We start from the raw sequence: 22,759 nt of genomic DNA on the forward strand, positions 1-22,759 counted from the left end.
CGGGCGGACGGGTCCCGGGCCGGGTGGGGGCGCGGGTCAGCCGACCAGTTCGGCGGCCGGTGCGCCGGCCTGCGCGGGCACGCCGGCCCGGCTGCGCAGCGCCAGCGGGACGCGCAGCGCGGCGGCCCAGATCAGCGCGGCGCCCAGCATGTGCAGGCCGACCATCAGCTCCGGCGCGTCCGTGAAGTACTGCACGAAGCCGAGCACGCCCTGGAGCAGCAGCAGGACGAACAGCTCCCGCACCCGGGCCCGGGCGGCCGGCGGGGCCTTGACCGCGGCGAACACCAGCAGCGCGGCCAGCGTCAGGCCGACCGAGAGGAACACCAGGTCGGCGTGGGCCTGGACCAGGCGGTCGTAGTCGACCGGGATGCGGTACACCGGCTTGCCGTCCTTGGCGGAGGCCCCCGGGTGGTGGCCCGCCCCGGTGACCAGCGTGCCGGCCAGCACCAGCAGGCCGATCACCGCCACCAGCACCCGGGCCAGCCGCCGGATCGGCTCGGCGACCAGGGCGCGCGGCCGGCCGTCGCCCTCCCCGGCGCGCTCCCAGGACAGCACCGCGACCCAGACCAGGCCCATCGCGGCCACCATGTGCGCCGCCACGATGTACGGGTTCAGGCCGGTGAGGACGGTGATGCCGCCCAGTACCGAGTTGCTCATCACCATCCAGAACTGGGCCCAGCCGAGCCTGGTCAGCGGGCGCCGCCACGGCTTGGCGCAGCGGGCCGCCAGGATGAACCAGCCGACCGCCGCGCACAGCACGTAGGTGAGCATCCGGTTGGCGAACTCGATGACGCCGTGCAGGCCCATCTCGGGCGTCGGCGTCAGGCTCTCGCCGGTGCAGCGCGGCCAGGTGGTGCAGCCCAGGCCGGAGGCGGTCAGCCGGACGGCGCCGCCGGTCACCACGATCACCACGCTCATCACCAGCGCGGTCAGCGCCGCCCGGCGGACGGTCCGGGTGGTCGGGTGCCAGCGGTCGGCGAGGAGGGAGAGCGGGTTGGTCACCGGACCATCGTAGGCGGGCTTACGCGGCGCCCCGGCCCCGGGAGAACGGTGCCGCGCGTCACTCCCGGCGGCCGGTGGCGGGCGTCACTCCCAGCGGAAGAACCGGGCCGCGGCGGCCAGGCCCAGCACCGACCAGCCGGCCAGCACGCCGAGGTCGGACCAGGGCACGCCGCCGCCGAGCTGGAGGACCGAGCGCAGGCCGTCGGAGAGCGCCGAGATCGGCAGCAGCTCCAGCACCGGGCGCACCGCGTCCGGGAACTTCGACAGCGGGACGACCACGCCGCCGGCCAGCAGCAGCAGGACGAACACCAGGTTGGCGCCGGCCAGCGTGGCCTCCGCCCGCAGGGTGCCGGCCATCAGCAGGCCCAGGCCGGAGAACGCGGCGGTGCCCAGCACCAGCAGGAGCAGCACCGCCAGCGGGCTCCCGTGCGGGGACCAGCCCAGCGCCAGCGCGATCGTGGACAGCAGCAGCACCTGGAGCAGCTCGGTGACCAGCACGCAGCCGGTCTTCGCGGTCAGCAGCGCCCAGCGCGGCAGCGGGGTGGCGCCCAGCCGCTTGAGCACGCCGTAGCGGCGCTCGAAGCCGGTGGCGATGGCCTGCCCGGTGAACGCGGTGGACATCACCGCCAGCGCCAGCAGGCCCGGGGCCAGGAAGTCGACCCGCTTGCCCGGGCCGTCCACGGCGACCACGTCGACCGCGGAGAACAGCACCAGCAGCACGGTCGGGATGACCACGGTGAGCAGCAGCTGCTCGCCGTTGCGCAGCAGCATCCTGGTCTCCAGGGCGGTCTGCGCGAGCAGCATCCGGCCGACCGGGGCGGCGCCCGGGCGGGGGGTGAGGTCGGTGGCGGTCATCGCAGGTCACGTCCGGTCAGGTCGAGGAAGACGTCTTCGAGGCTGCGGCGCTGGACCGCGAGCTTGTCGGGCATCACCCCGGCCGCGGCGCACCAGCCGGTGACGGCGGCGAGCAGGGCGGCGTCGAGCTCGGCCTCGACCCGGTAGGAGCCGGGGGCGGGTTCGGTGACGGCGGCGCGGTCGGGCAGCACCTTGCGCAGCGCGGCCAGGTCGAGGCCGGGCGGGCCGTCGAAGCGCAGCCGGGCGTCGGCGCCGCGCAGCTCGTCGGGGGAGCCCTGGGCGATCACCCGGCCGCGGTCGACGATCGCGACGTCGTCGGCGAGCTGCTCGGCCTCGTCCATCCGGTGGGTGGTGAGGACGACGGTGGCGCCGGCCGCGCGCAGCTCGGTGACCAGCTCCCAGGTGGCGCGCCGGGCCTGCGGGTCGAGGCCGGCGGTGGGCTCGTCCAGGAAGACCAGCTCGGGGCGGCCGACCACGGCCATCGCCAGGGCCAGGCGCTGCTGCTGGCCGCCGGAGAGCCGGCGGTAGGGGGTGCGGCCGCAGGAGTCGAGGCCCAGGCGCTCGGCGAGCGGGCCGACGGGCAGCGGGTCCGCGTACAGCGCGGCGGTGTGCCGGAGCATTTCGAGGGCGCGCGCCCCGGCGTACACGCCCCCCGATTGGAGCATCACGCCGATCCGCGGCTTGAGCCGCCCGGCCTGCGCCACCGGGTCCAGCCCCAGCACCCGGACCGTGCCCGCGTCGGGGCGGCGGTAGCCCTCGCAGGTCTCGATCGTGGTGGTCTTGCCGGCCCCGTTGGGGCCCAGCACCGCCGTGACGGTACCGCGGGCGATGGCCAGGCTCAGCCCGTCCACGGCGGTCTTGTCGCCGTACCGCTTGACCAGTCCGGTCACCTCGACGGCGGGGTCTGCATGCATAGCGGCGAGTCTAGGAGCAGCTCACGGCCCCTTTCAGGTAAGGCTTGCCTTTCGTGATGGACGACACCGGTGAGGCGTGGGTCACGGCTTGTTTCTGCCGAACGAATTAAGCAACAATCGTGTTGTGAAAAACATCCGCGAGCACGACGCCCAGCACCGGGAGCCCGAGGCTCCCGGCTGCGCCGTGCCCGCGGCGGCGTCGGAGGCCCTCGCCGAGGGCCACCGGGCGACCCGGGACCGGGTCGCCCGTTCGATCCTGGACCACGGGCCCTCCTCGGCCGCCGACCTGGCCGGCCGCCTCGGCCTGACCTCCGCCGCGGTCCGCCGCCACCTGGACGGCCTGGCCGCCGCCGGGCTGGTGGAGTCCCGCGAGCAGCGGGTCCACGGCAGCCGCGGCCGCGGCCGCCCGGCCAAGGTGTTCGCCCTCACCGACAGCGGCCGCAGCGCCTTCTACCAGGCGTACGACCAGCTCGCCGCCGACGCGCTGCGCTGGATCTCGGACGCGGCCGGCGGCGGCAGCGCGGGCGAGGAGGCGGTCGCCGCCTTCGCCCGGGCCCGGCTCGCCAAGCAGGGCCTCAAGTACCAGGACGCCCTCGACCGGGCCGGCGCCGAACAGCGCGCCGAGGCACTGGCCGAGGCGCTCAGTGCCGACGGGTACGCTGCCACGGTGCGGCGCGTTCCGCCCGCCGCCGCTGCGCCCGCCGCACCGGCGGGCGCCCAGCTCTGCCAGCACCACTGCCCGGTCGCGCACATCGCCGAGCAGTTCCCGCAGCTCTGCGAGGCGGAGACCGAGGTCTTCTCGCAGCTTCTGGGCACCCATGTGCAACGGCTGGCCACCATCGCCCACGGCGACGGGGTCTGCACCACGTATGTGCCGGCATCCGGTGCCGCACCGTCGTCCCCCGGACGCCCGGTGCCGCGCCGACTGCCGGTACGTCCCCCATCGAGAACGGCTCGTCCGCGCGGAGGAACCTCGCATGACTGACATCGCACACCCCGAGCTCGAAGGCCTGGGCACGTACGAGTACGGCTGGGCCGACTCGGACACCGCCGGCGCCGCCGCCAAGCGCGGCCTGAGCGAGGACGTGGTCCGCGACATCTCGGCGAAGAAGAACGAGACCGAGTGGATGCTCGACCTCCGCCTCAAGGGCCTCAAGCTGTTCGGCAAGAAGCCCATGCCGACCTGGGGCTCCGACCTGTCGGGCATCGACTTCGACAACATCAAGTACTTCGTGCGCTCCACCGAGAAGCAGGCCGAGTCCTGGGAGGACCTGCCCGCCGACATCAAGGCCACCTACGACAAGCTGGGCATCCCGGAGGCGGAGAAGCAGCGCCTGGTCGCCGGCGTGGCCGCCCAGTACGAGTCCGAGGTCGTCTACCACCAGATCCGCGAGGACCTGGAGGAGCAGGGCGTCATCTTCCTGGACACCGACACCGCGCTCAAGCAGCACCCGGAGCTCTTCAAGGAGTACTTCGGCACCGTCATCCCGGCCGGCGACAACAAGTTCGCCGCGCTGAACACCGCGGTGTGGTCCGGCGGCTCGTTCATCTACGTGCCGAAGGGCGTGCACGTGGACATCCCGCTCCAGGCCTACTTCCGGATCAACACCGAGAACATGGGCCAGTTCGAGCGGACGCTGATCATCGTCGACGAGGACGCCTACGTCCACTACGTCGAGGGCTGCACCGCGCCGATCTACTCCTCGGACTCGCTGCACTCCGCGGTGGTCGAGATCATCGTCAAGAAGGGCGGCCGCTGCCGCTACACGACCATCCAGAACTGGTCGAACAACGTCTACAACCTGGTCACCAAGCGCGCCGTGGCGTACGAGGGCGCGACCATGGAGTGGATCGACGGCAACATCGGCTCCAAGGTCACCATGAAGTACCCGGCCGTCTACCTGATGGGCGAGCACGCCAAGGGCGAGACGCTGTCGATCGCCTTCGCGGGCGAGGGCCAGCACCAGGACGCCGGCGCGAAGATGGTCCACATGGCGCCGAACACCTCCTCCAACATCGTCTCCAAGTCGGTGGCGCGCGGCGGCGGCCGGACCTCCTACCGCGGCCTGATCGAGATCGGCGAGGGCTCCAAGGGCGCCAAGTCCAACGTGCTGTGCGACGCGCTGCTGGTGGACACCGTCTCCCGCTCGGACACCTACCCGTACGTGGACGTCCGCGAGGACGACGTGTCGATGGGCCACGAGGCGACCGTCTCCAAGGTCTCCGAGGACCAGCTGTTCTACCTGATGAGCCGGGGCATGACCGAGTTCGAGGCGATGGCGATGATCGTCCGCGGCTTCGTCGAGCCGATCGCCCGCGAGCTGCCGATGGAGTACGCGCTGGAGCTGAACCGGCTGATCGAGCTGCAGATGGAGGGCGCGGTCGGCTGACGCGCCGTCAGCCCCCGCCCGTCCGTCGACCATTCCCGAAAGAGAGCAACACGAACAGCCATGGCTGAGCAGAACACCCCCGGCTCCACCACCGCCGGCTCGATCGAGGTCGGAACCGCCGGCGCCGGCGCGCAGCTCGCCGGCCCGGGCACCGGGCGCGACACCGTCCGGCAGCCGATCGACGCCCGGGTCGCGGTCAAGCCGTCCTTCGACGTCAACGACTTCCCGGTGCCCACCGGCCGCGAGGAGGACTGGCGGTTCACCCCGCTGCACCGCCTCGGCGGGCTGCACGACGGCAAGGCCGCCGAGGCGGCCGCCGGTCACTCGGGCGAGGACAAGATCGAGCTGGGCCTGCCGGAGGGCGTCACCTCCGAGCTGGTCGGCCGGGACGACGCCCGGGTCGGCAAGGCCGGCACCCCGGTGGACCGGGTCGCCGCGCAGGCGTTCAGCGCCTTCGAGCAGGCCCTGGTGGTGACCGTCCCGAAGGAGACCGCGCTCACCGAGCCGGTCCGGATCGACGTGCACGCCGAGGGCGGCGTCCGCTTCGCCCACCTGGTGGTCGAGGTCAAGCCGTTCGCCGAGGCCGTCGTGGTGCTCAACCACACCGGCACCGGCACCCGGGCCGCCAACGTCGACCTGCTGGTCGGCGACGGCGCCAAGCTGACCTTCGTCTCGGTCCAGGACTGGGACCGCGACGCGGTGCACGTCGCCCAGCAGAACGCGCTGGTCGGCCGGGACGCCTCGTTCAAGTCGGTGGTCGTCACCTTCGGCGGCGACGTGGTGCGCCTGCACCCGCGGGTCGCCTACGCCGCCCCCGGCGGCGAGGCCGAGCTGTTCGGCCTGTACTTCGCGGACGCCGGGCAGCACCTGGAGCACCGCCTGGTGGTCGACCACGACACCCCGCACTGCCGCTCCAACGTCGCCTACAAGGGCGCGCTGCAGGGCCAGGACGCGCACGCGGTGTGGATCGGCGACGTGCTGATCCGGGCCGCCGCGCTGGGCACCGACACCTACGAGCTCAACCGCAACCTGGTGCTCACCGACGGCGCCCGGGTCGACTCGGTGCCGAACCTGGAGATCGAGACCGGCGAGATCGTCGGCGCCGGCCACGCCTCCGCGACCGGCCGCTTCGACGACGAGCAGCTGTTCTACCTGCAGTCCCGCGGCATCCCGGCCGACGAGGCCCGCCGCCTGGTGGTGCGCGGCTTCTTCGCCGAGCTGGTCCAGCAGATCGGCGTCGCCGAGATCCAGGACCGGCTGCTGGAGCAGATCGAGGCCGAGCTGGAAGCGGCCGTGGCATGAGCTACGTCCGGGCCTGCGCGCTGAGCGTCCTGCAGGAGGACGTGCCCAAGAAGGTCGAGCTGAACGGCGTCCCGGTGGCGATCGTCCGCACCGACGAGGGCGTGTTCGCGATCAACGACACCTGCTCGCACGCCAACGTCTCGCTGTCCGAGGGCGAGGTCGAGGACTGCATGATCGAGTGCTGGCTGCACGGCTCCAGCTTCGACCTGCGCACCGGCAAGCCGTCCGGGCTGCCCGCGACCAGGCCGGTCGCCGTCTACCCCGTAAAGATCGAAGGGGACGATGTGCTCGTCTCCGTCAACCAGGAGAACTGAGTACCCATGGCAACGCTTGAAATCCGCGACCTGCACGTCACCGTCGAGGCCGAGGGCGGTCCCCGCGAGATCCTCAAGGGCGTCGACCTGACGGTCAAGCAGGGCGAGACCCACGCGATCATGGGTCCGAACGGCTCCGGCAAGTCCACCCTGGCCTACTCGCTGGCCGGCCACCCCAAGTACACCGTCACCGGCGGCCAGGTGCTGCTGGACGGCGAGGACGTGCTGGAGATGTCCGTCGACGAGCGCGCCCGGGCCGGCCTCTTCCTGGCCATGCAGTACCCGGTCGAGGTCCCCGGCGTCTCGGTCTCCAACTTCCTGCGCACCGCCGCCACCGCCGTCCGCGGCGAGGCCCCCAAGCTGCGGCTGTGGGTCAAGGAGGTCAAGGAGGCGATGGCCGGCCTGCAGATGGACCCGGCGTTCGCCGAGCGCAACGTCAACGAGGGCTTCTCCGGCGGCGAGAAGAAGCGCCACGAGATCCTCCAGCTGGAGCTGCTCAAGCCGAAGATCGCCATCCTCGACGAGACCGACTCCGGCCTCGACGTCGACGCGCTGCGGGTCGTCTCCGAGGGCATCAACCGGGTCCGCTCGACCGGCGAGGTCGGCACCCTGCTGGTCACCCACTACACCCGCATCCTGCGCTACATCAAGCCCGACCACGTGCACGTCTTCGCGGGCGGCAGGATCGTCGAGTCCGGCGGCGCCGAGCTCGCCGACAAGCTGGAGGAAGAGGGCTACGAGAGCTACGTGAAGGGCGGCGCTTCCGAGTGACCCACTCCCATCTGACCGGACTCCTCGACACGGAGGCGATCCGCAAGGACTTCCCGATCCTGTCCCGGCAGCTGCACGACGGCCGGCCCCTGGTCTACCTGGACAACGCGGCGACCTCGCAGAAGCCGCGCCAGGTGCTGGAGGCGCTGAACGCCTACTACGAGCAGCACAACGCCAACGTCCACCGCGGCGTGCACGTGCTGGCCGAGGAGGCCACCGCGCTGTACGAGGGCGCCCGGGACAAGGTCGCGGCCTTCGTCAACGCGCCCAGCCGCAACGAGGTGATCTTCACCAAGAACGCCTCCGAGTCGCTCAACCTCGTGGCCAACATGCTGGGTTGGGCCGACGAGCCGTACAAGGTCGACGCCGACTCGGAGATCGTGATCACCGAGATGGAGCACCACTCCAACATCGTGCCGTGGCAGCTGCTCGCGCAGCGCACCGGCGCGAAGCTGAAGTGGTTCTCGCTCACCGACGACGGCCGGCTCGACCTGTCGAACATCGACGAGCTGATCACCGAGAAGACGAAGATCGTCTCCTTCACGCTGGTCTCCAACCTGCTGGGCACCGTCAACCCGGTCGACGCGATCGTCCGCAAGGCGCAGTCGGTCGGCGCGCTGGTCGCCATCGACGCCTCGCAGGCCGCCCCGCACATGGTGCTGGACGTGCAGGCGCTGGAGGCCGACTTCGTCGCCTTCACCGGGCACAAGATGGTCGGCCCCACCGGCATCGGCGTGCTCTGGGGGCGCCAGGAGCTGCTGGAGGACCTCCCGCCGTTCCTCGGCGGCGGCGAGATGATCGAGACCGTGACGATGGGCTCGTCCACCTACGCGCCCGCCCCGCACAAGTTCGAGGCCGGCACCCCGCCGATCGCCCAGGCGGTCGGGCTCGGCGCGGCCATCGACTACCTGTCCGAGATCGGCATGGACCGGATCGCCGCCCACGAGCACGCGATCACCGCGTACGCCATCGAGCGCCTGAACGAGGTGCCCGACCTGCGGATCATCGGCCCCCGCACGGCCGTCGACCGCGGCGCGGCGATCTCCTTCACGCTCGGCGACATCCACCCGCACGACGTCGGCCAGGTGCTGGACGAGCAGGGCATCGCGGTCCGGGTCGGCCACCACTGCGCGCGGCCGGTCTGCCTGCGGTACGGAATTCCGGCGACCACCAGGGCGTCGTTCTACCTGTACTCCACGCCCGGCGAGGTGGACGCGCTGATCGACGGTCTCCACCACGTCCGCAACTTCTTCGGCTGAGGCGGCTGCCATGAAACTCGACTCGATGTACCAGGAGATCATCCTGGACCACTACCGCAACCCCCACGGCAAGGGGCTGCGGGACGGCGACGCCGAGGTGCACCACGTCAACCCGACCTGCGGCGACGAGATCACCCTGCGGGTGCGGCTCGACGGCGCGGTCGTCGCCGACGTCTCCTACGAGTCGCAGGGCTGCTCGATCAGCCAGGCCTCCGCCTCCGTGCTCAACGACCTGGTGGTCGGCAAGCCGGTCGGCGAGGCGCAGCAGATCCAGGAGGCCTTCCTCGAACTGATGCAGAGCAAGGGCCAGTCCGAGGGCGACGAGGAGGTGCTGGAGGACGCGGTCGCCTTCGCCGGGGTCTCCAAGTACCCGGCCCGGGTCAAGTGCGCCCTGCTCAGCTGGATGGCCTGGAAGGACGCCACCGCCAAGGCGCTCGGCGGCCAGCCTCCCCTCACCGACTGACGCCCGTTAGGACACTGGATTCATGAGCGAGAACGACACCACCACCGAGGCCGAGGCCCCCGCGGCCGACGCCGCGGCCGCGGAGTCCGAGACCCCGGGGGCGTTCACCAGCGCCGGGACGGTCTCCACCGAGGACCTCATGGAGGCCCTGATGGACGTCGTCGACCCCGAGCTGGGCATCGACGTCGTCAACCTGGGCCTGATCTACGGCCTGCACATCGACGCGGACGACACCGCCACCGTCGACATGACGCTGACCTCCGCGGCCTGCCCGCTCACCGACGTGATCGAGGACCAGGCCCGCACCGCCACCGACGGCCTGGTCAAGGACCTGCGGATCAACTGGGTCTGGATGCCGCCGTGGGGCCCCGACAAGATCACCGACGAGGGCCGCGACCAGCTGCGCGCGCTCGGCTTCAACGTCTGAGCGGTCGGCACCGGCAATCGGCACCGGAGAGGGGCGGGGACTTCGGTCCCCGCCCCTCTCCGTTCCGTTCCGCCCTTCTCCGTTCCGTTCCGGGAATTCCGGGGTCCCGGGCCGAACTAGACTGCCGGACCATGAGTTTCGGGTCGGGTGGCGGGCACGGGCAGCCGGACTGGGCCGCGATGGCCGAGCGGCACGAGCGCGAGCAGCGGCGGCGCAGGCGGCTGCGGATCGCCGGGGCGGCGGCCGGGGCGCTCGCCCTGGTCGGCGGGGGCGGCGCGGCCGTGCTCGGCCTCGCGGGCGGCGGGAAGGACGGCGATCCGGCGGCGGCGGTCGCCGCGACCGGGGCTCCGGCGGCCACCGGCTCCGCCGCTCCGGAGATGCTGCCCGCTCCGGAGGCCGCTGCCCCTCCCGCTGCCTCTCCCACTGTTCCGGGGCCGGTTTCGAGGTCGGTCTCCGCCTCCGCCTCGGTCTCCGCCGCGGCCTCGGCCGGGAAGCGGTCCGGCCCCCGTCCGGTTGCGACCGTCACCGCCGCCGCCCGCCCCGCCGACCCGCCTGCCGCTGCCGCGAGCCCGGACCCGCTCACCGGCCTGCGCGACGGCGTCCCGGACGCGGACAGCGGCACGGCCCTGGAGATCGCCGACTCCGCGATGGACCTGCTGCGCGCGTTCCAGGGTGCGGCGGGCGACGCGCCGCGGCGCTGACGCCCGGGAGACCCGGGCCGCCGTGGTCAGCGTTGGCGGCGCAGGACGGTGGCGGCCAGGGCGAGGGCGGCGGTGGCGGCGGTGAGGGCGAAGACGGTGACGGCGGGGAGCAGGCCGTAGGCGCGGGTGAGCGCGCCGACGGCGATGATCGGGGCGGAGGAGCCCAGGTAGACGATCACCCAGAGGGCGGAGAGTTCGCTGCCGCGGCGGGCCGGGTCGAGGGCGGCGACCGCGGCGGTGAACAGGGAGCGGAACGCCACGCCCTGGCAGGCGCCGGCCAGCACGCTGCCGACGAACAGCAGCGCCGGGGTGCCGGTCGCGGCGGCCGTGGTGAGCAGGCCGAGCCCGGCGGCCAGGCCGGTCAGGCCGGCCGCGACGACCACCCGGTCGGAGGTGGGCGGGACGAGCAGCTGGGCGGCGGCCGAGGAGCCGAGCAGCAGCGCGGCGACGGCCGCGCCCGCCAGCGGGGAGCGGGTGTGCAGCAGGGTCGCGGAGAAGGCCGGGGCGAGCGCCAGGTAGACCCCGAAGACCGCGTAGGAGACGAAGCCCGCGGCGGCGGCCAGCAGGAACTCGCGGCGCCCGGCGCGCGGCAGCCGCAGCCGCCGGGGCCGCAGGTGGGCCGGGGTGGTGACGCGCGGCGGGGAGGCCGGGGACCGGAACGGACCGGGCATCCGCGGGTGCACCAGGGCGAGCGGCACGCACAGCGCCAGCAGCGCGACCGCGTGCGGCAGGAACGGGCCGAGCAGCGGCTTCGCGTCGTCGGTGAGCGCGGCGCCGACCAGCGGGCCGAGCGCCACGCCGCCCGCCGAGCAGGCCAGGGTGAGCTTGGCGGCCAGGGTGGGCCGGTCCGGCAGCAGGTCGCCGAGGGCGGCGCCCGCCGCGCCCGTGGACAGCCCGACCGCGACGCCCTGGACGGCCCGTCCGGCGGCCAGCTGCCAGAACGAGCCGGCGGTGGCGAACACCGCGTCCCCGGCGGCGGCCAGTGCCACCGCGGGCAGGATCAGGGCGCGCCGCCCCAGGTGGTCCGACCAGTGGCCGACCGCGGCCAGCACCGGGACGAGCGCGAACACGTAGACGGTGAACAGGACCGTGGTGTCCAGCGGGCTCAGGCCCAGGCGCTGCTGGAGCACCGGGTAGAGCGGGGTGGCGAGGTTCGCGCCGATCAGCATCAGCAGCAGGGCGGCGGCCACCAGGCCGACGCGGATGCCGCGCAGCGCGTTCCAGCGGCTGATCGCGGCGAGCTGGAGCTGCTTGCGGGGCGCGAGTTCCAGCGGAAGCAGGGCCTCCGACAGTCGGCGGTCGGCGTACTGAGCGGTGCTCAGGCCGGGGCCGGCGGGGGAGAGGTCCGCCATGGCAGGGGTCTCCTGGAGTGGCCGGGCACCGTCGGGCACGGCCGGGCCAGGGTGTGGCGGCACGGGTCGGACGGTGCGGGTGTGCACGTGGTACGCGGAGTGCGGAGCGCCGTCGCTCCGGGTCCCGGGGCGTGCGCGCGGGGGTGGTGCGCGTCGCCCACCGAAGGATACGTGCCGCCGGGCACTCGTTCGGACGCACCGCCCCACTCGTTCGGGCGGACGCCCGCGCAGCTCAGGCGTTCGGTCGTGGCGGCCGATACGCTGGGTTGACGGGCCGACACGCACGGCCCGCGCCGCCGCCCCCCGCGTCCGCCGCCCCCCGGGCGGGCCGCCCACCGGACGGCGGTGCCCTGCGACGCACCCGGGAGAACGCGCGCGATGGCCGGACGTAGCCGTAACACCCCTGACCAGCAGCCGTCCGAGGCCGAAGGGCTGCTGCCCGCCGACTACGACCTCGCCGACCTGTACGGCGCGCAGAGCGGCGACGAGGACCCCGACGACACGGCCGTCCTGATCCCGCCGATCACCCTCCCGCCGGACGCCGAGCTGGCCGCCGCCGCGCTGGCCGTCCCGCTGATCTCCCGGGTCGTCGCACTGGCCCGCTGGATCGCCCCGCACCGCGAGGTCGACGAGCACGGCGACCTCGGCGAGGCCGACCGGGTCCGGGCCGCCCGGATGCTCGGCGCCGAGGACCCGGACGAGGACGACGTGGTCGAGGCGATGCGGGCCTGGGCCCTGGCCTGCGACCTCGACCTGGTCGAGACCGGCACCACCGACGAGGGCACCCACGTCGCCATCCCCGGCCCCGACCTGGAGGCCGTCGAGGCCGGCGAGCCCGCCGCCGTCCTCGGCCTCTGGTTCGAGGCCGCCGAGCTGGTCCGGGAACTCGCCGCGGAGGCCGAGTCGGTCGACCCCGAGGTGGTCGAGGGCGGCCCGGACGACGACGGCGAGGCCCTGGCGGAGGTCGAGGACGCCCGGGAGCAGGCCGCCGAGATCCTCGACGAGGCGCTGCACGTGCTGTACGAGACCACCGCGTTCGCCGAGCCCGGCGCCGAGACCGTCCCGCTGGGCGTGCTCGCCGCGCTGCTGGTCGTCCCCGACGGGCAGGAGCCCGACGAGGAGATGCTCGGCGAGATCACCGACCTGATGGTCGTCCTCGACCCGATGCTCGGCGACCTCGCCGAACTCGGGCTGGTCGAGCACCGGCCGATCGACCCCGACCTGTTCGAGGAGGGGGAGGCGGGGGAGCCGGGGGAGGCCGCCGAGGTGGTCGACACCGACCGGCCGCTGACCGAGGAGGACGCGGCCCGCTTCGGCACCGTCCGGCTCACCCCGCTCGGGCAGTACGCGGTGCGCGAGTGGCTGCTCGCCGACGGCTACGACGCCCCGCTGGTCGGCGACCTCGCCGACCAGGACGGCCCGGCCTTCCTGCGCGCCCTCGCCGAGAACGGGCAGCTCTTCGCCGAACCCGAGCTCAAGGCCTGGCTGGCCGCCCGCGACCCGCGCGACGCCGCCCGCGAACTGCTGGCCGGCGCGCGCGGACGCGACGTGCAGTCGCCCGTCCGCCGCTACTACTGCGTGCTCGGCCTCGGCGAGCTCGGCGAGGACGCGGCCCCGCTGGTGCGGGAGGCGGTCGACGACCCCGAGCTGGGCGGGCTGGCCCGCGAGTGGCTGCGCGCCCGCGGCGCGGACGTCGCGGCGGCGGACCGCGAGGTCGCGCTCTGGCGGGTGATCGACTCGATGGCCGCCGTGATGCTGCTGACCGCCGGCGAGGGCGGCCGGCTCCAGGCGCTGGTCGCCGACCTGCCCGTCACCGACAATCCGGCCAGCTACTTCGGCGAGGTCTGGCGGGTGCCGCACCCGATGACGGTGGAGGTGCTGGAGGCGGTCGGCGAGCTGCACCTCGACCGCAAGGTCGCCAAGGAGGCCCGGCGGGCGGCGGTCCGGGCGCGGTCGCTGCGCGGGCAGACCGGGTAGCGGGCGGCGGGTCCCGGCCGGCGGGCCCCGCCCCGGCCGGTCCCCGCCGAGTTCTCCGCGAGCCCTCCACGTCCGTCTGATGGCTCGACAGGTTCCCCGGGCCGTAAGGTAAGTCGGCGTTGGAGTGGCGAGCGGCCGGGGGTGCGGCGAGGGATGAAGAGGCAGCACACGAGCGGGCCCGTGGACATCGAGGCGATGTACTCGGACCAGGAGGCGTACGGCCGGCAGGTGTTGGCGGGCGCGGGGTTTCCGGTGTTCGGGTGGGTGCACGGGGCGGCGGCGCCCGGGTGGGACGTGCTGGCCGAGTACGAGGTCCACAACGGGGAACTGGAGGCGGTGGAGATCCGCTCCGGGGACTGGCGCTCCGCGCCGGGGCCGTACGTGACGGTGCGGACGTACCGGCCCGGGGCCGAGCTGAGCGGGTCGCTGCCCGACCTGGAGGACGTGGTCGAGGACGAGCGCGACCGGGTCTACGAACACCTCGGGGTGGACGAGGGCGACACCGCCGGGCGGGTGCGGGCGCTGCGCGAGTGGATCACGGTGGACGGCGAGCCGCACGCGGTGCAGGTCCACGAGGACTCCCGGACGGGCGCCGGCCACGGCACCGTGTGGGCGGGCCGGCTGCGGGTGCACGGGGCGACGGTGACGGTCACCGGGCGCGGCCTCCCGCCGGGGTCGGTGGAGCTGCGCCGGATCGGCGACTTCGAACGGTACATCGTGGGCCGGACCGAGCTGCTGCGGCAGCTCGCCGCGCTCCGGGCGGACCTGCGCTCCCCCGAACCCGGGCCGGAGCAAGCCGAGTTGGGCCTCCAGGCGCACCGGGACCTGGTGGTCCAGGCGATCGCGCGGGCCTCGGCGGTGGCCGCGCAGCTGCGCGCCGGGCGTTCGGCCCGGCTGCCGCGCCACCTGCGCGGCGAGGACCGGCAGCTGCGCTGGGAGGCGGCGGTGCGGCAGCAGATGCGGCTGGCCTCGGAGACCCGCGAGGAGGCCGACGAGGCGGTCACCTCGATGGTCAACCACCTGAGCCGGCTCGCCCACCACGCGGACTGGGTGAGCGGGACGGTCGAGGGCGCGGCGGCCGTGGAGGAGGTCGTCCGGTACACGGCGTTCGCCAGCGAGGTGCCGAGCCTGCCCGCGCAGCGGGCCTGGGAACGGCTGTGGGCGGGCGGGACGCCCGAGCTGCCGTCGGGCACCGAGGACGCCTGGCTGACGGCGTGGGAGCAGTGGCGGGTCGAGCGGACCCAGCACGGGGCGCGGCGCTAGCGGGACCGGGGCGGCGGGCGGGACCGGGGCTGCGAGAGGGGCTGGTGGGGCGGGAGGGACTGGTGGGGCGGACGAGGGAAGGTAAAGCAAGAGTCATCGGCCGGTATGTGGTCGGTAAATCGGCACATCGACGCCGTGTCGGATTCACGCCCGGTTCACGTCCGGCCCGGAGCCTGTCGGTCACCGAACTTCGTCCTCTCCTCCAGGAGTGACCGCCATGCCGCTGTCCCGTCGGGACTTCGTCAACCGTTCGACCGTGCTCGGGGCCGGCGTCCTGATCGCCGGCAGCGCCGAGGTGCTGGCCACCGCGCCCGGGGCGATCGCCGCCCCCGCGGGCGGGGAGGCCGCCCTCGCGAAGGGCGGGCACACCGCGGTCGGCTACGGCGCGCTGGTGTCCGACCCGAAGGGGGTGCTGGCGCTGCCGAAGGGCTTCTCGTACGAGGTCGTCACGCGCACCGGCGAGACCACCCTGGTCACCGGCGAGTCCACCCCGAGCAACCACGACGGCACCGCCGCGTTCGAGGGGCGGGGCGGGGCCGTCCTGCTGGTGAACAACCACGAGCTGGCCGGGCCGCGGGCGAACTGGCCGCACCCGGTGCCGCTGCTGGCGGGCCACGTCTACGACCCGGCCGCGGCCGGCGGCTGCACCGTCGTCGAGGTCTCCGGGCACGGGCACGGCGACGGGCACGGGCACGGCAAGGGCCACGGGCAGGGCGGGCGCCGGGTCCGCGAGTGGGTCGGCATCGCCGGCACCGCCACCAACTGCGCCGGTGGCGCCACCCCGTGGAACACCTGGCTGACCTGCGAGGAGACCGAGGACAAGGCCGGCACCAACGGCTTCACCAAGGACCACGGCTACGTCTTCGAGGTCGACCCGCACGACCAGGACGCCAACCGGGACCCGCAGCCGATCAAGGCGTTCGGCCGGTTCGCGCACGAGGCCGTCGTCATCGACGAGCGGCGCGGCCACGCCTACCTGACCGAGGACGCGGCCAAGCCGAACGGCCTGTTCTACCGCTGGACCCCGCCGGCCGGCTTCCGGCACGGCAAGGGCCGGCTGCGCACCCTGGCCGCCGACGCGGGCGTGCTGGAGGCGCTGAAGGCGTTCGACGCGCGGGGCAAGCTGGTCGACGACCTGTCCCGCGCCACCAAGCCCGGCACCACGTACGGCGCCGACTGGGTCAAGGTCCAGGACCGCGACGCCCGCACCACCTCGATCCGCAAGCAGTTCGAGGACGGCGAGATCACCCGGGCCCGCAAGCTGGAGGGCATGTGGTGGGGCGACGGCGGCATCTACTTCGTCTCCTCCTTCGCCCGCGAGGAGTCGCCGCTCCCGCACGACGGCCAGGTCTGGTTCTACAGCCCGACCCGGCGGACGCTGACCCTGAAGGTCATCCTCGGCGTCAACGACGAGGTCTGGACCGACCGGGGCAACTTCGACGGCCCCGACAACATCACCGTCTCGCCCCACGGCGGCCTGATCATCGCCGAGGACGGCAGCGGCCTCCAGCACCTGTTCGGCACCACCGCCGACGGCCGGACGTACGCGCTGGCGCGCAACGAGCTCAACCTCGGGACGGCCGAGGAGCCGGAGTTCAGCGAGTTCACCGGCGTGACCTTCTCGCCCGACGGGCGGACGCTGTTCGCGAACATCCAGGAGCCGGGCATCATGCTGGCGATCACCGGCCCGTGGCACCGGATGTGACGGACCGTCGGCCCTGAGGCCCGCCCGGGGAGCGCCGACTCCCCGGGCGTCGGGCGGATCGCCGTCCGGGCGGGCCGTCAGTCGGGCAGGCGGAGTTGGAGCATGGCGAGCAGGCGCTGCTGGGGCTGGGCGAGGTCCAGGCCGGTGAGCTGTTCGGCCCTCCGCACCCGGTAGCGCAGGGTGTTGGGGTGGATGTGCAGGGCGTCGGCCGCGGTGCGGACCTCGCCGAGGGCGTCCAGGTAGGCGAGGACGGACTCGGCGAGCCGGGTGTGGTGGCGGCCGTCGTACGCGCTGAGGGCGGTGAGGCGGGGGTCGCGCAGCTCGGGGCGGTCCTGGAGCAGGGCGAGCACCTCGGAGACCAGCACCTCGGCCTGGACGTCCTGGAGCGCGGCCACGTCCGGGACGACTCCGCCGCGGCCCATCGCGTCCAGAATCCGGTCGGCCTGGGCCCGGGAGGCCGGGACGTCGGCGAGGCCGGGGACGGTGGGGCCGATCGCGGCCCGCAGCGGGATGGACAGGTGGTCGCGGGCCGCGTCGACGGTCTCCTGGGTCCAGTCGCGCAGGGTGCCGGGCGGGACGCCGGGCGGGAGTTCGGGCAGCAGGACGTAGACCCGGGAGTCGACCGGGGCGAGCAGGGCGCCGCGGTGGCGGGCGGCGGTGTGCACCGAGATCAGGCCGATCACCTCGTCGCGGGAGAGCTCGGCGTCCCGGCCGTCGGTGGCGGCGGGGGCGTAGGCCAGCACGGTGGCCGGGCGGCGGACGTCCAGGCCGAGGTGGGTGGCCAGCGACTGCGGGCCGGTGGAGCCCTCCAGCAGGCCGGTCAGCAGGGTCTGGGTGAGTCGGGTATCGGCCGACAACTCCCGGCGGCGGCGCACCAGTTGGCCAGCCGCGACCCGGGCGGCGCCGACCAGCGCCTGCTCGGCGGTGTCGGTCAGCGGGCGGGAGCCCTCCTGCACCCAGATGGTGCCCAGCGGCTGCGCGCCGGAGCGGATCGCGATCGCCAGCCGGCGGCGGATGCCCAGCTCGGGGTGGGCGGCGATCTCGATCGCGCCCTCGGAGCCGCGCAGGTGCGAGAAGACGCCCCACTCGCGCAGCTTGGCCAGGTACGGCTCCGGGCCCTGGCGGCCCAGGATGGACAGCCGGCGCAGGTCGTCGACCTCGTCGGTCTCGGAGGTGCGGGAGTAGGCGAGCACCCGGCTGGAGGTGTCCTCGATCGAGACGATGCCGCCGGTCAGTACGGCGACGGTCTGGGCGAGCGAGAACAGGTCGCCGGCGGCGGCCCCGCCGGGCTCCGGGCCGTCCGGGCCGTCGGAGCCGGACAGCAGGGTGCGGGCCAGCGAGTCCAGGTGCTCCCAGCGGGTCTCGCGGCGCACCGAGAGCAGCGCGACGCCCGCCTCGGTGGCGGCCTCGCGCAGCGCGTCCGCCTGGCCCGGCCCGTCCAGCTTGACCGCGACGGCGGCGGCCCGGGCCCGGCCGGCGGCGCGCAGCGCGGGGAGGGCGGCCCGGCCGCGGGCGCCGATGGCCAGCACGAGTTCGCCCGGCGCGGCGGTGGGCGGGTCCTCCGGGTCGAGGATGGCCACGTGCCGGACCGGGACGTCCAGCCCGGCGGGCGCGGCCTGGAGCTCGACCAGGGGTTCGCCGAGCGACATCAGCAGCTGGCGCAGGGGCAGGCCGGTCATCGGCGGGGTCCTCGGTTCGGAGCGGGCGGTGTTCGTGTGGGGGAGGCGTTTGGCGGGGTGTCCGGCGGGCAGTCGTCGGGCGTCCCTCGGGCTTTCGTCGGTCGTCCGTCGGGCGTTCGTCGGGGCGGACAAGATCCGGGGTCCGAGTTTAGTGAGCCGGACAGGGCGCGGTCGCCGTGACCGGGGTGTGACGGTGTTCGTCCGGGCGGACAACGGCGTGCGGGGGAATTTGGCGGCGCGGCCAACAGTCTCGGGCCGGGGCGGGGAATAGCGTTCCTCCATGGCCGGTGTGCGACCCTCGCCGGCTTCCCATGACGAGAAGGAGAGCGTGCGCCATGGATGCTGTGACCCAGGTCCCCGCGCCGGTGAACGAGCCGGTCCACAGCTACGCCCCCGGCAGCCCCGAGCGGGTCCGGCTGGAGGCCAAGCTGAAGGAGCTGGGCGGCCAGGGGCCGATCCAGCTGACCATGACGATCAACGGGGAGCAGCGCCTCGGCGGCGGCTCCGAGATCCACGTCGTACAGCCGCACCACCACGCGGCCCGGCTCGGCACGCTGCGCAACGCCACCCAGGACGACGCGCGCGAGGCCATCGACACCGCCCTGGCCGCCGCGCCGGCCTGGCAGGCGCTCTCCTTCGACTCCCGCGCCGCGATCTTCCTGCGCGCCGCGGACCTGCTGGCCGGCCCGTGGCGGGAGACCCTCGCCGCGGCCACCATGCTGGGCCAGTCGAAGACCGCCCAGCAGGCGGAGATCGACACCCCCTGCGAGCTGGTCGACTTCCTGCGCTTCAACGTGCACTTCGCCCGGCAGATCCTGGCCGAGCAGCCGATCTCCTCGGACGGCGTGTGGAACCGCACCGACCACCGCCCGCTGGAGGGCTTCGTCTACGCGATCACCCCGTTCAACTTCACCGCGATCGCCGGCAACCTGCCGACCGCGCCCGCGCTGATGGGCAACGTGGTGATCTGGAAGCCGTCCCCCACCCAGCAGTTCGCCGCGCACTACCTGATGCGGCTGCTGGAGGCCGCCGGCCTGCCCAAGGGCGTCATCAACATGGTCACCGGCGACGGCCTGGACGTCTCCGAGGTCGCCCTCAAGCACCCCGCGCTGGCCGGCATCCACTTCACCGGCTCCACCCCGACCTTCCAGCACCTGTGGCGCACCGTCGGCGAGAACATCTCCGGCTACCGCACCTACCCGCGGATCGTCGGCGAGACCGGCGGCAAGGACTTCCTGGTCGCCCACCCGTCCGCCGACAAGGCCGTGCTGAAGACCGCGATGACCCGCGGCGCCTTCGAGTACCAGGGCCAGAAGTGCTCGGCGCTCTCCCGCGCGTACGTCCCGGCCTCGATCTGGGCCGAGATCAAGGACGACTTCCGCGACGAGGTCGAGTGGCTCACGATGGGCGACGTCGCCGACCTGAGCAACTTCATGGGCGCGGTCATCGACGAGCGGTCCTTCGCCAAGAACAAGGCCGCGATCGACCGCGCCAAGGCCGACCCGCAGGTCGAGGTGCTGGCCGGCGGCACGTACGACGACTCGGTCGGCTGGTTCGTCCGCCCGACCGTGCTGGTCTGCCAGGACCCGGCCGCCGAGTACTTCCGGGACGAGTACTTCGGCCCGATCCTCTCGGTGCACGTCTACCAGGACGACCGGTACGACGAGATGCTCGCGCAGATGGAGTCGGTGTCCGCGTACGGCCTGACCGGCTCGATCATCGCCCAGGACCGCGAAGCCGTGCAGCACGCGATGCACGTGCTGCGCAACGCCGCCGGCAACTTCTACATCAACGACAAGCCCACCGGCGCCGTCGTCGGCCAGCAGCCCTTCGGCGGCGGCCGGGCCTCCGGCACCAACGACAAGGCCGGCGCCAAGCAGAACCTGACGCGCTGGACCTCCACCCGCTCCATCAAGGAGACGTTCGTCCCGCCGACGGACTACCGCTACCCGCACATGGGCTGACCGGGCCCGTGTCCCGCGGGGCGGCCACCACCCCGGCCGCCCCGCACCCCCCTTCTCCACCAGCTGATCCGCTTCGCCGGGAGTCCACGATGCTCCGTTCCGCCCTCCTCGCCGCCTCGCGCTCCCCGCAGGTGCGCACCATGGTCGAGAAGTTCCCGCCCACCCACGCGATCGTCGAGCGCTTCGTCGCCGGCGACCGGCTCGACCAGGGCGTGAGCGCCACCGAGGCGCTGGTCGCCAGCGGCCGCAAGGTCACCCTCGACCACCTCGGCGAGGACACCAAGGACGCCGACCAGGCCGCCGGCACCGCCCTCGCCTACGAGCACCTGCTGACCGCCCTCCAGGACACCGGCCTCGCCGCGGACGCCGAGGTCTCCGTCAAGCTCTCCGCCGTCGGCCAGTTCCTCCCCGTGGACGGCGAGAAGATCGCCCTGGAGAACGCCCGCCGCATCTGCCAGGCCGCCGCCGCCGCGGGCACCACCGTGACGCTCGACATGGAGGACCACACCACCACCGACTCCACCCTGGCCATCGCCCGCGAACTGCGCGCCGACTTCCCCTGGCTGGGCGTCGTCCTCCAGGCCTACCTGCGCCGCACCGAGGCCGACTGCCGCGACCTCGCCCACGAGGGCTCCCGGGTGCGCCTCTGCAAGGGCGCCTACAAGGAGCCCGAGTCGGTCGCCTTCCAGGGCAAGCGGGACGTCGACCTCGCCTACGTCCGCGCGCTCAAGGTCCTGATGGCGGGCGAGGGTTACCCCATGGTGGCCTCGCACGACCCCAACATGATCAAGATCGCCGGCCAGCTCGCCGAGTGGAACAAGCGCGACGCCACCTCCTTCGAGTACCAGATGCTCTTCGGCATCCGCCCCGAGGAGCAGCTCCGCCTGGCCGAGGCCGGCAACACCATGCGGGTCTACCTGCCCTACGGCCAGGAGTGGTACGGCTACTTCATGCGCCGCCTGGCCGAGCGCCCCGCGAACCTGACCTTCTTCCTGCGCGCGATGGCCACCCGCGGCTGAGTCGCCGTCCACCGTCGTCCCGGGGCCCGCGGCACTCTGCGCCGCGGGCCCCGGTGCGTCCGGCGGCGCGGCTAGAGCATCGCGGCGGCGGGCTTGACCATGCTGCGGGCGGTCTTGGCGTCGACGTACTCGCCGAGGGCGGTCATCACCCACTCGCCGGAGAACTGGCGGACCAGCTTGCACATGGCGACGCCGGTGTGGGGTTCGGACTGGGCGAGGTCGAAGCGGACGAGTTCCTCCTCGGTGGCGGCGTCGACCAGGCGGCAGTAGGCGTTCTTGATGTCGGTGAACTTCTGGCCGGAGAAGGAGTTGACCACGAAGACCAGGCCGCAGACCTCGGGGGGCAGGCCGCCGAGGTGGACGGTGATGGCCTCGTCGTCGCCGCCGCCCTTGCCGGTGAGGTTGTCGCCGGAGTGGGCGATCGCGCCGTTGAAGACGGAGAGCTTCATGAACCAGGCGGTGTCGATCTTGGCGCGCTGGGCGTCGAAGGCGATCACCGAGGCGTCGAGGTCGATGTTGCGGCCGCGGCCGGCGGGCTCCCAGCCGAGGCCCATCCGGACCGAGGCGAGGAAGGGCCGGCCGGCCTTCTCCAGGGAGACCGAGCCGCCCTTGACCAGGTTGACCCGGCCCTTGTCGAGGGTGATCTTGCCGACGGCGGGGGAGCCGGAGGGCATGGGGGGCGGGGTGGCGGGGCCCTGGGGCGCGGCGCTCGGCCTCGGCGGGGCGGTGGGCGGCGCGGCGGGAGCGGGTGGCGCGGCGGGGACGGGCGGGGCGGCGGGGGAGGAGCCGGTGGCGGCGTCGGCGGTGGTGTCGGCCGGGGCCGCGTCCTCGACCGCGACGCCGAAGTCGGTGGCGATGCCGGCCAGCCCGTTGGCGTAGCCCTGGCCGACGGCGCGGACCTTCCACTCGGCGCCGCGCCGGTAGACCTCGACGACGACCAGGGCGGTCTCCCGGGAGAGCCGCGGCGGGGTGAAGGTGAACAGTTCGCGGCCGGTGTCGGCGTCCCGGACGGTCGCGGTGGGCTCGGTGCCCGCGAAGGTGGCCCGCCGGTCGTCGAGCGAGGCGGTGACCACGATCCGGGTGATCTCCCCGGGCACCGCCGCGGTGTCGACGGCGATCGCGTCGGGGCCGCCGCCGGCCGCCGGGCGGTGCGTGACGCCCGGGCCCTGCGGGGCGTTGAAGAAGACGAAGTCGGCGTCCGAACGGACCTTGCCGGCCGCGGTGAGCAGCAGCCCCGAGACGTCCAGCCGCTCGGGCGCGGCGACTTCGACCACGACCCGGGCCGACCCCAGGGGTGCGTTGCCGCCCTGCGCGAGAACAGTCGTCACGTGCTCCTCCTCGAATCGCCGCCGTCCCCACCCTAGCCAACCCGCCCGGTCCGCCGGGATACGCCGCGAGCGAA

The 22,759-nt window shown here is 73.8% G+C and carries 20 protein-coding genes; 14 read left to right on the plus strand and 6 right to left on the minus strand.

The window, feature by feature from the left end:
- Positions 1–36 precede the first annotated feature (36 nt).
- The 3 genes from QMQ26_RS25615 to QMQ26_RS25625 form a co-directional block, all read right to left on the minus strand.
- A complete protein-coding gene (locus tag QMQ26_RS25615) occupies positions 37–1,002 on the minus strand; it encodes a COX15/CtaA family protein (RefSeq protein ID WP_282202816.1) in 966 nt (321 codons plus the stop codon).
- Between the two features lie 84 nt (positions 1,003–1,086).
- Positions 1,087–1,857, minus strand: coding sequence for an ABC transporter permease (locus tag QMQ26_RS25620; protein ID WP_282202817.1), 771 nt, complete (start codon positions 1,855–1,857; stop codon positions 1,087–1,089).
- Positions 1,854–2,771: an ABC transporter ATP-binding protein gene (locus QMQ26_RS25625; RefSeq protein ID WP_282202818.1), complete on the minus strand. Its 918-nt coding sequence runs from the start codon at positions 2,769–2,771 to the stop codon at positions 1,854–1,856. Before QMQ26_RS25625 ends, QMQ26_RS25620 begins: the two co-directional genes overlap by 4 nt.
- 133 nt (positions 2,772–2,904) lie before the next feature.
- Between QMQ26_RS25625 and QMQ26_RS25630 the strand changes: the two genes are divergently transcribed.
- The 9 genes from QMQ26_RS25630 (at position 2,905) to QMQ26_RS25670 (ending at position 10,398) form a co-directional block, all read left to right on the plus strand.
- Positions 2,905–3,756, plus strand: coding sequence for a helix-turn-helix transcriptional regulator (locus tag QMQ26_RS25630; protein WP_404814205.1), 852 nt, complete (start codon positions 2,905–2,907; stop codon positions 3,754–3,756).
- Entirely contained in the window at positions 3,749–5,161 is a 1,413-nt protein-coding gene (sufB, locus tag QMQ26_RS25635) for a Fe-S cluster assembly protein SufB (RefSeq protein ID WP_100840246.1), read from the plus strand. The genes QMQ26_RS25630 and sufB overlap by 8 nt, the downstream gene beginning before the upstream one ends.
- A 60-nt stretch (positions 5,162–5,221) precedes the next feature.
- A complete protein-coding gene (gene sufD, locus QMQ26_RS25640; protein WP_100840245.1) occupies positions 5,222–6,463 on the plus strand; it encodes a Fe-S cluster assembly protein SufD in 1,242 nt (413 codons plus the stop codon).
- On the plus strand, positions 6,460–6,777 hold the full coding sequence (locus QMQ26_RS25645; RefSeq protein WP_033252501.1) for a non-heme iron oxygenase ferredoxin subunit: 318 nt from the start codon (positions 6,460–6,462) through the stop codon (positions 6,775–6,777). The genes sufD and QMQ26_RS25645 overlap by 4 nt, the downstream gene beginning before the upstream one ends.
- Before the next feature lie 6 nt (positions 6,778–6,783).
- On the plus strand, positions 6,784–7,548 hold the full coding sequence (gene sufC, locus QMQ26_RS25650; protein WP_100840244.1) for a Fe-S cluster assembly ATPase SufC: 765 nt from the start codon (positions 6,784–6,786) through the stop codon (positions 7,546–7,548).
- Positions 7,545–8,807, plus strand: coding sequence for a cysteine desulfurase (locus tag QMQ26_RS25655; RefSeq protein ID WP_282202819.1), 1,263 nt, complete (start codon positions 7,545–7,547; stop codon positions 8,805–8,807). Before sufC ends, QMQ26_RS25655 begins: the two co-directional genes overlap by 4 nt.
- A gap of 10 nt (positions 8,808–8,817) precedes the next feature.
- Entirely contained in the window at positions 8,818–9,270 is a 453-nt protein-coding gene (gene sufU, locus QMQ26_RS25660; RefSeq protein WP_100840242.1) for a Fe-S cluster assembly sulfur transfer protein SufU, read from the plus strand.
- Positions 9,271–9,409: 139 nt separating this feature from the next.
- Positions 9,410–9,697 carry a metal-sulfur cluster assembly factor gene (locus tag QMQ26_RS25665; RefSeq protein WP_051817190.1) on the plus strand — a complete coding sequence of 96 codons (288 nt, stop codon included), beginning with the start codon at positions 9,410–9,412 and terminating at the stop codon, positions 9,695–9,697.
- Positions 9,698–9,828: 131 nt separating this feature from the next.
- Entirely contained in the window at positions 9,829–10,398 is a 570-nt protein-coding gene (locus QMQ26_RS25670; RefSeq protein ID WP_282202820.1) for a hypothetical protein, read from the plus strand.
- Between the two features lie 26 nt (positions 10,399–10,424).
- Here QMQ26_RS25670 and QMQ26_RS25675 read toward each other — a convergent pair whose 3' ends face one another.
- Positions 10,425–11,750, minus strand: a complete 1,326-nt coding sequence (locus QMQ26_RS25675) for an MFS transporter (protein ID WP_282202821.1) — start codon at positions 11,748–11,750, stop codon at positions 10,425–10,427.
- 378 nt (positions 11,751–12,128) lie between these two features.
- Here QMQ26_RS25675 and QMQ26_RS25680 point away from each other — a divergent pair, with 378 nt between their 5' ends.
- The 3 genes from QMQ26_RS25680 (at position 12,129) to QMQ26_RS25690 (ending at position 16,695) form a co-directional block, all read left to right on the plus strand.
- Positions 12,129–13,727 carry a hypothetical protein gene (locus tag QMQ26_RS25680; protein WP_282202822.1) on the plus strand — a complete coding sequence of 533 codons (1,599 nt, stop codon included), beginning with the start codon at positions 12,129–12,131 and terminating at the stop codon, positions 13,725–13,727.
- A 153-nt stretch (positions 13,728–13,880) separates the two neighbouring features.
- Entirely contained in the window at positions 13,881–14,990 is a 1,110-nt protein-coding gene (locus QMQ26_RS25685; RefSeq protein ID WP_282202823.1) for a hypothetical protein, read from the plus strand.
- A gap of 217 nt (positions 14,991–15,207) precedes the next feature.
- Positions 15,208–16,695: an alkaline phosphatase PhoX gene (locus tag QMQ26_RS25690; RefSeq protein ID WP_100840236.1), complete on the plus strand. Its 1,488-nt coding sequence runs from the start codon at positions 15,208–15,210 to the stop codon at positions 16,693–16,695.
- 77 nt (positions 16,696–16,772) lie between these two features.
- On the opposite strand, the gene QMQ26_RS25695 is transcribed toward QMQ26_RS25690, so the two are convergent.
- On the minus strand, positions 16,773–18,374 hold the full coding sequence (locus QMQ26_RS25695; protein WP_282202824.1) for a PucR family transcriptional regulator: 1,602 nt from the start codon (positions 18,372–18,374) through the stop codon (positions 16,773–16,775).
- Positions 18,375–18,709: 335 nt separating this feature from the next.
- On the opposite strand from QMQ26_RS25695, the gene pruA reads away from it, so the two are divergent.
- Together pruA and QMQ26_RS25705 are read left to right on the plus strand one after the other, a co-directional pair.
- Positions 18,710–20,338 (plus strand): L-glutamate gamma-semialdehyde dehydrogenase, encoded by a 1,629-nt coding sequence (gene pruA, locus QMQ26_RS25700; RefSeq protein ID WP_100840234.1) that lies wholly within the window; start codon positions 18,710–18,712, stop codon positions 20,336–20,338.
- 89 nt (positions 20,339–20,427) lie between these two features.
- A complete protein-coding gene (locus QMQ26_RS25705; protein WP_282202825.1) occupies positions 20,428–21,357 on the plus strand; it encodes a proline dehydrogenase family protein in 930 nt (309 codons plus the stop codon).
- Between the two features lie 71 nt (positions 21,358–21,428).
- On the opposite strand, the gene QMQ26_RS25710 is transcribed toward QMQ26_RS25705, so the two are convergent.
- Positions 21,429–22,685 (minus strand): TerD family protein, encoded by a 1,257-nt coding sequence (locus QMQ26_RS25710; RefSeq protein ID WP_282202826.1) that lies wholly within the window; start codon positions 22,683–22,685, stop codon positions 21,429–21,431.
- Positions 22,686–22,759 lie beyond the last annotated feature (74 nt).

It is taken from the genome of Kitasatospora fiedleri (assembly GCF_948472415.1).
GTDB classification, from domain to species: domain Bacteria; phylum Actinomycetota; class Actinomycetes; order Streptomycetales; family Streptomycetaceae; genus Kitasatospora; species Kitasatospora fiedleri.

Coding starts and splice junctions, on each gene's coding strand:
- QMQ26_RS25685 (WP_282202823.1), top strand. CDS start 13,881: ATGAAGAGGCAGCACACGAGCGGGCCCGTGGACATCGAGGCGATGTAC.
- QMQ26_RS25690 (WP_100840236.1), top strand. CDS start 15,208: ATGCCGCTGTCCCGTCGGGACTTCGTCAACCGTTCGACCGTGCTCGGG.
- QMQ26_RS25670 (WP_282202820.1), top strand. CDS start 9,829: ATGAGTTTCGGGTCGGGTGGCGGGCACGGGCAGCCGGACTGGGCCGCG.
- QMQ26_RS25680 (WP_282202822.1), top strand. CDS start 12,129: ATGGCCGGACGTAGCCGTAACACCCCTGACCAGCAGCCGTCCGAGGCC.
- QMQ26_RS25625 (WP_282202818.1), bottom strand. CDS start 2,771: ATGCATGCAGACCCCGCCGTCGAGGTGACCGGACTGGTCAAGCGGTAC.
- QMQ26_RS25620 (WP_282202817.1), bottom strand. CDS start 1,857: ATGACCGCCACCGACCTCACCCCCCGCCCGGGCGCCGCCCCGGTCGGC.
- sufD (WP_100840245.1), top strand. CDS start 5,222: ATGGCTGAGCAGAACACCCCCGGCTCCACCACCGCCGGCTCGATCGAG.
- sufU (WP_100840242.1), top strand. CDS start 8,818: ATGAAACTCGACTCGATGTACCAGGAGATCATCCTGGACCACTACCGC.
- pruA (WP_100840234.1), top strand. CDS start 18,710: ATGGATGCTGTGACCCAGGTCCCCGCGCCGGTGAACGAGCCGGTCCAC.
- QMQ26_RS25665 (WP_051817190.1), top strand. CDS start 9,410: ATGGAGGCCCTGATGGACGTCGTCGACCCCGAGCTGGGCATCGACGTC.
- QMQ26_RS25695 (WP_282202824.1), bottom strand. CDS start 18,374: ATGACCGGCCTGCCCCTGCGCCAGCTGCTGATGTCGCTCGGCGAACCC.
- QMQ26_RS25645 (WP_033252501.1), top strand. CDS start 6,460: ATGAGCTACGTCCGGGCCTGCGCGCTGAGCGTCCTGCAGGAGGACGTG.
- QMQ26_RS25675 (WP_282202821.1), bottom strand. CDS start 11,750: ATGGCGGACCTCTCCCCCGCCGGCCCCGGCCTGAGCACCGCTCAGTAC.
- QMQ26_RS25705 (WP_282202825.1), top strand. CDS start 20,428: ATGCTCCGTTCCGCCCTCCTCGCCGCCTCGCGCTCCCCGCAGGTGCGC.
- sufC (WP_100840244.1), top strand. CDS start 6,784: ATGGCAACGCTTGAAATCCGCGACCTGCACGTCACCGTCGAGGCCGAG.
- sufB (WP_100840246.1), top strand. CDS start 3,749: ATGACTGACATCGCACACCCCGAGCTCGAAGGCCTGGGCACGTACGAG.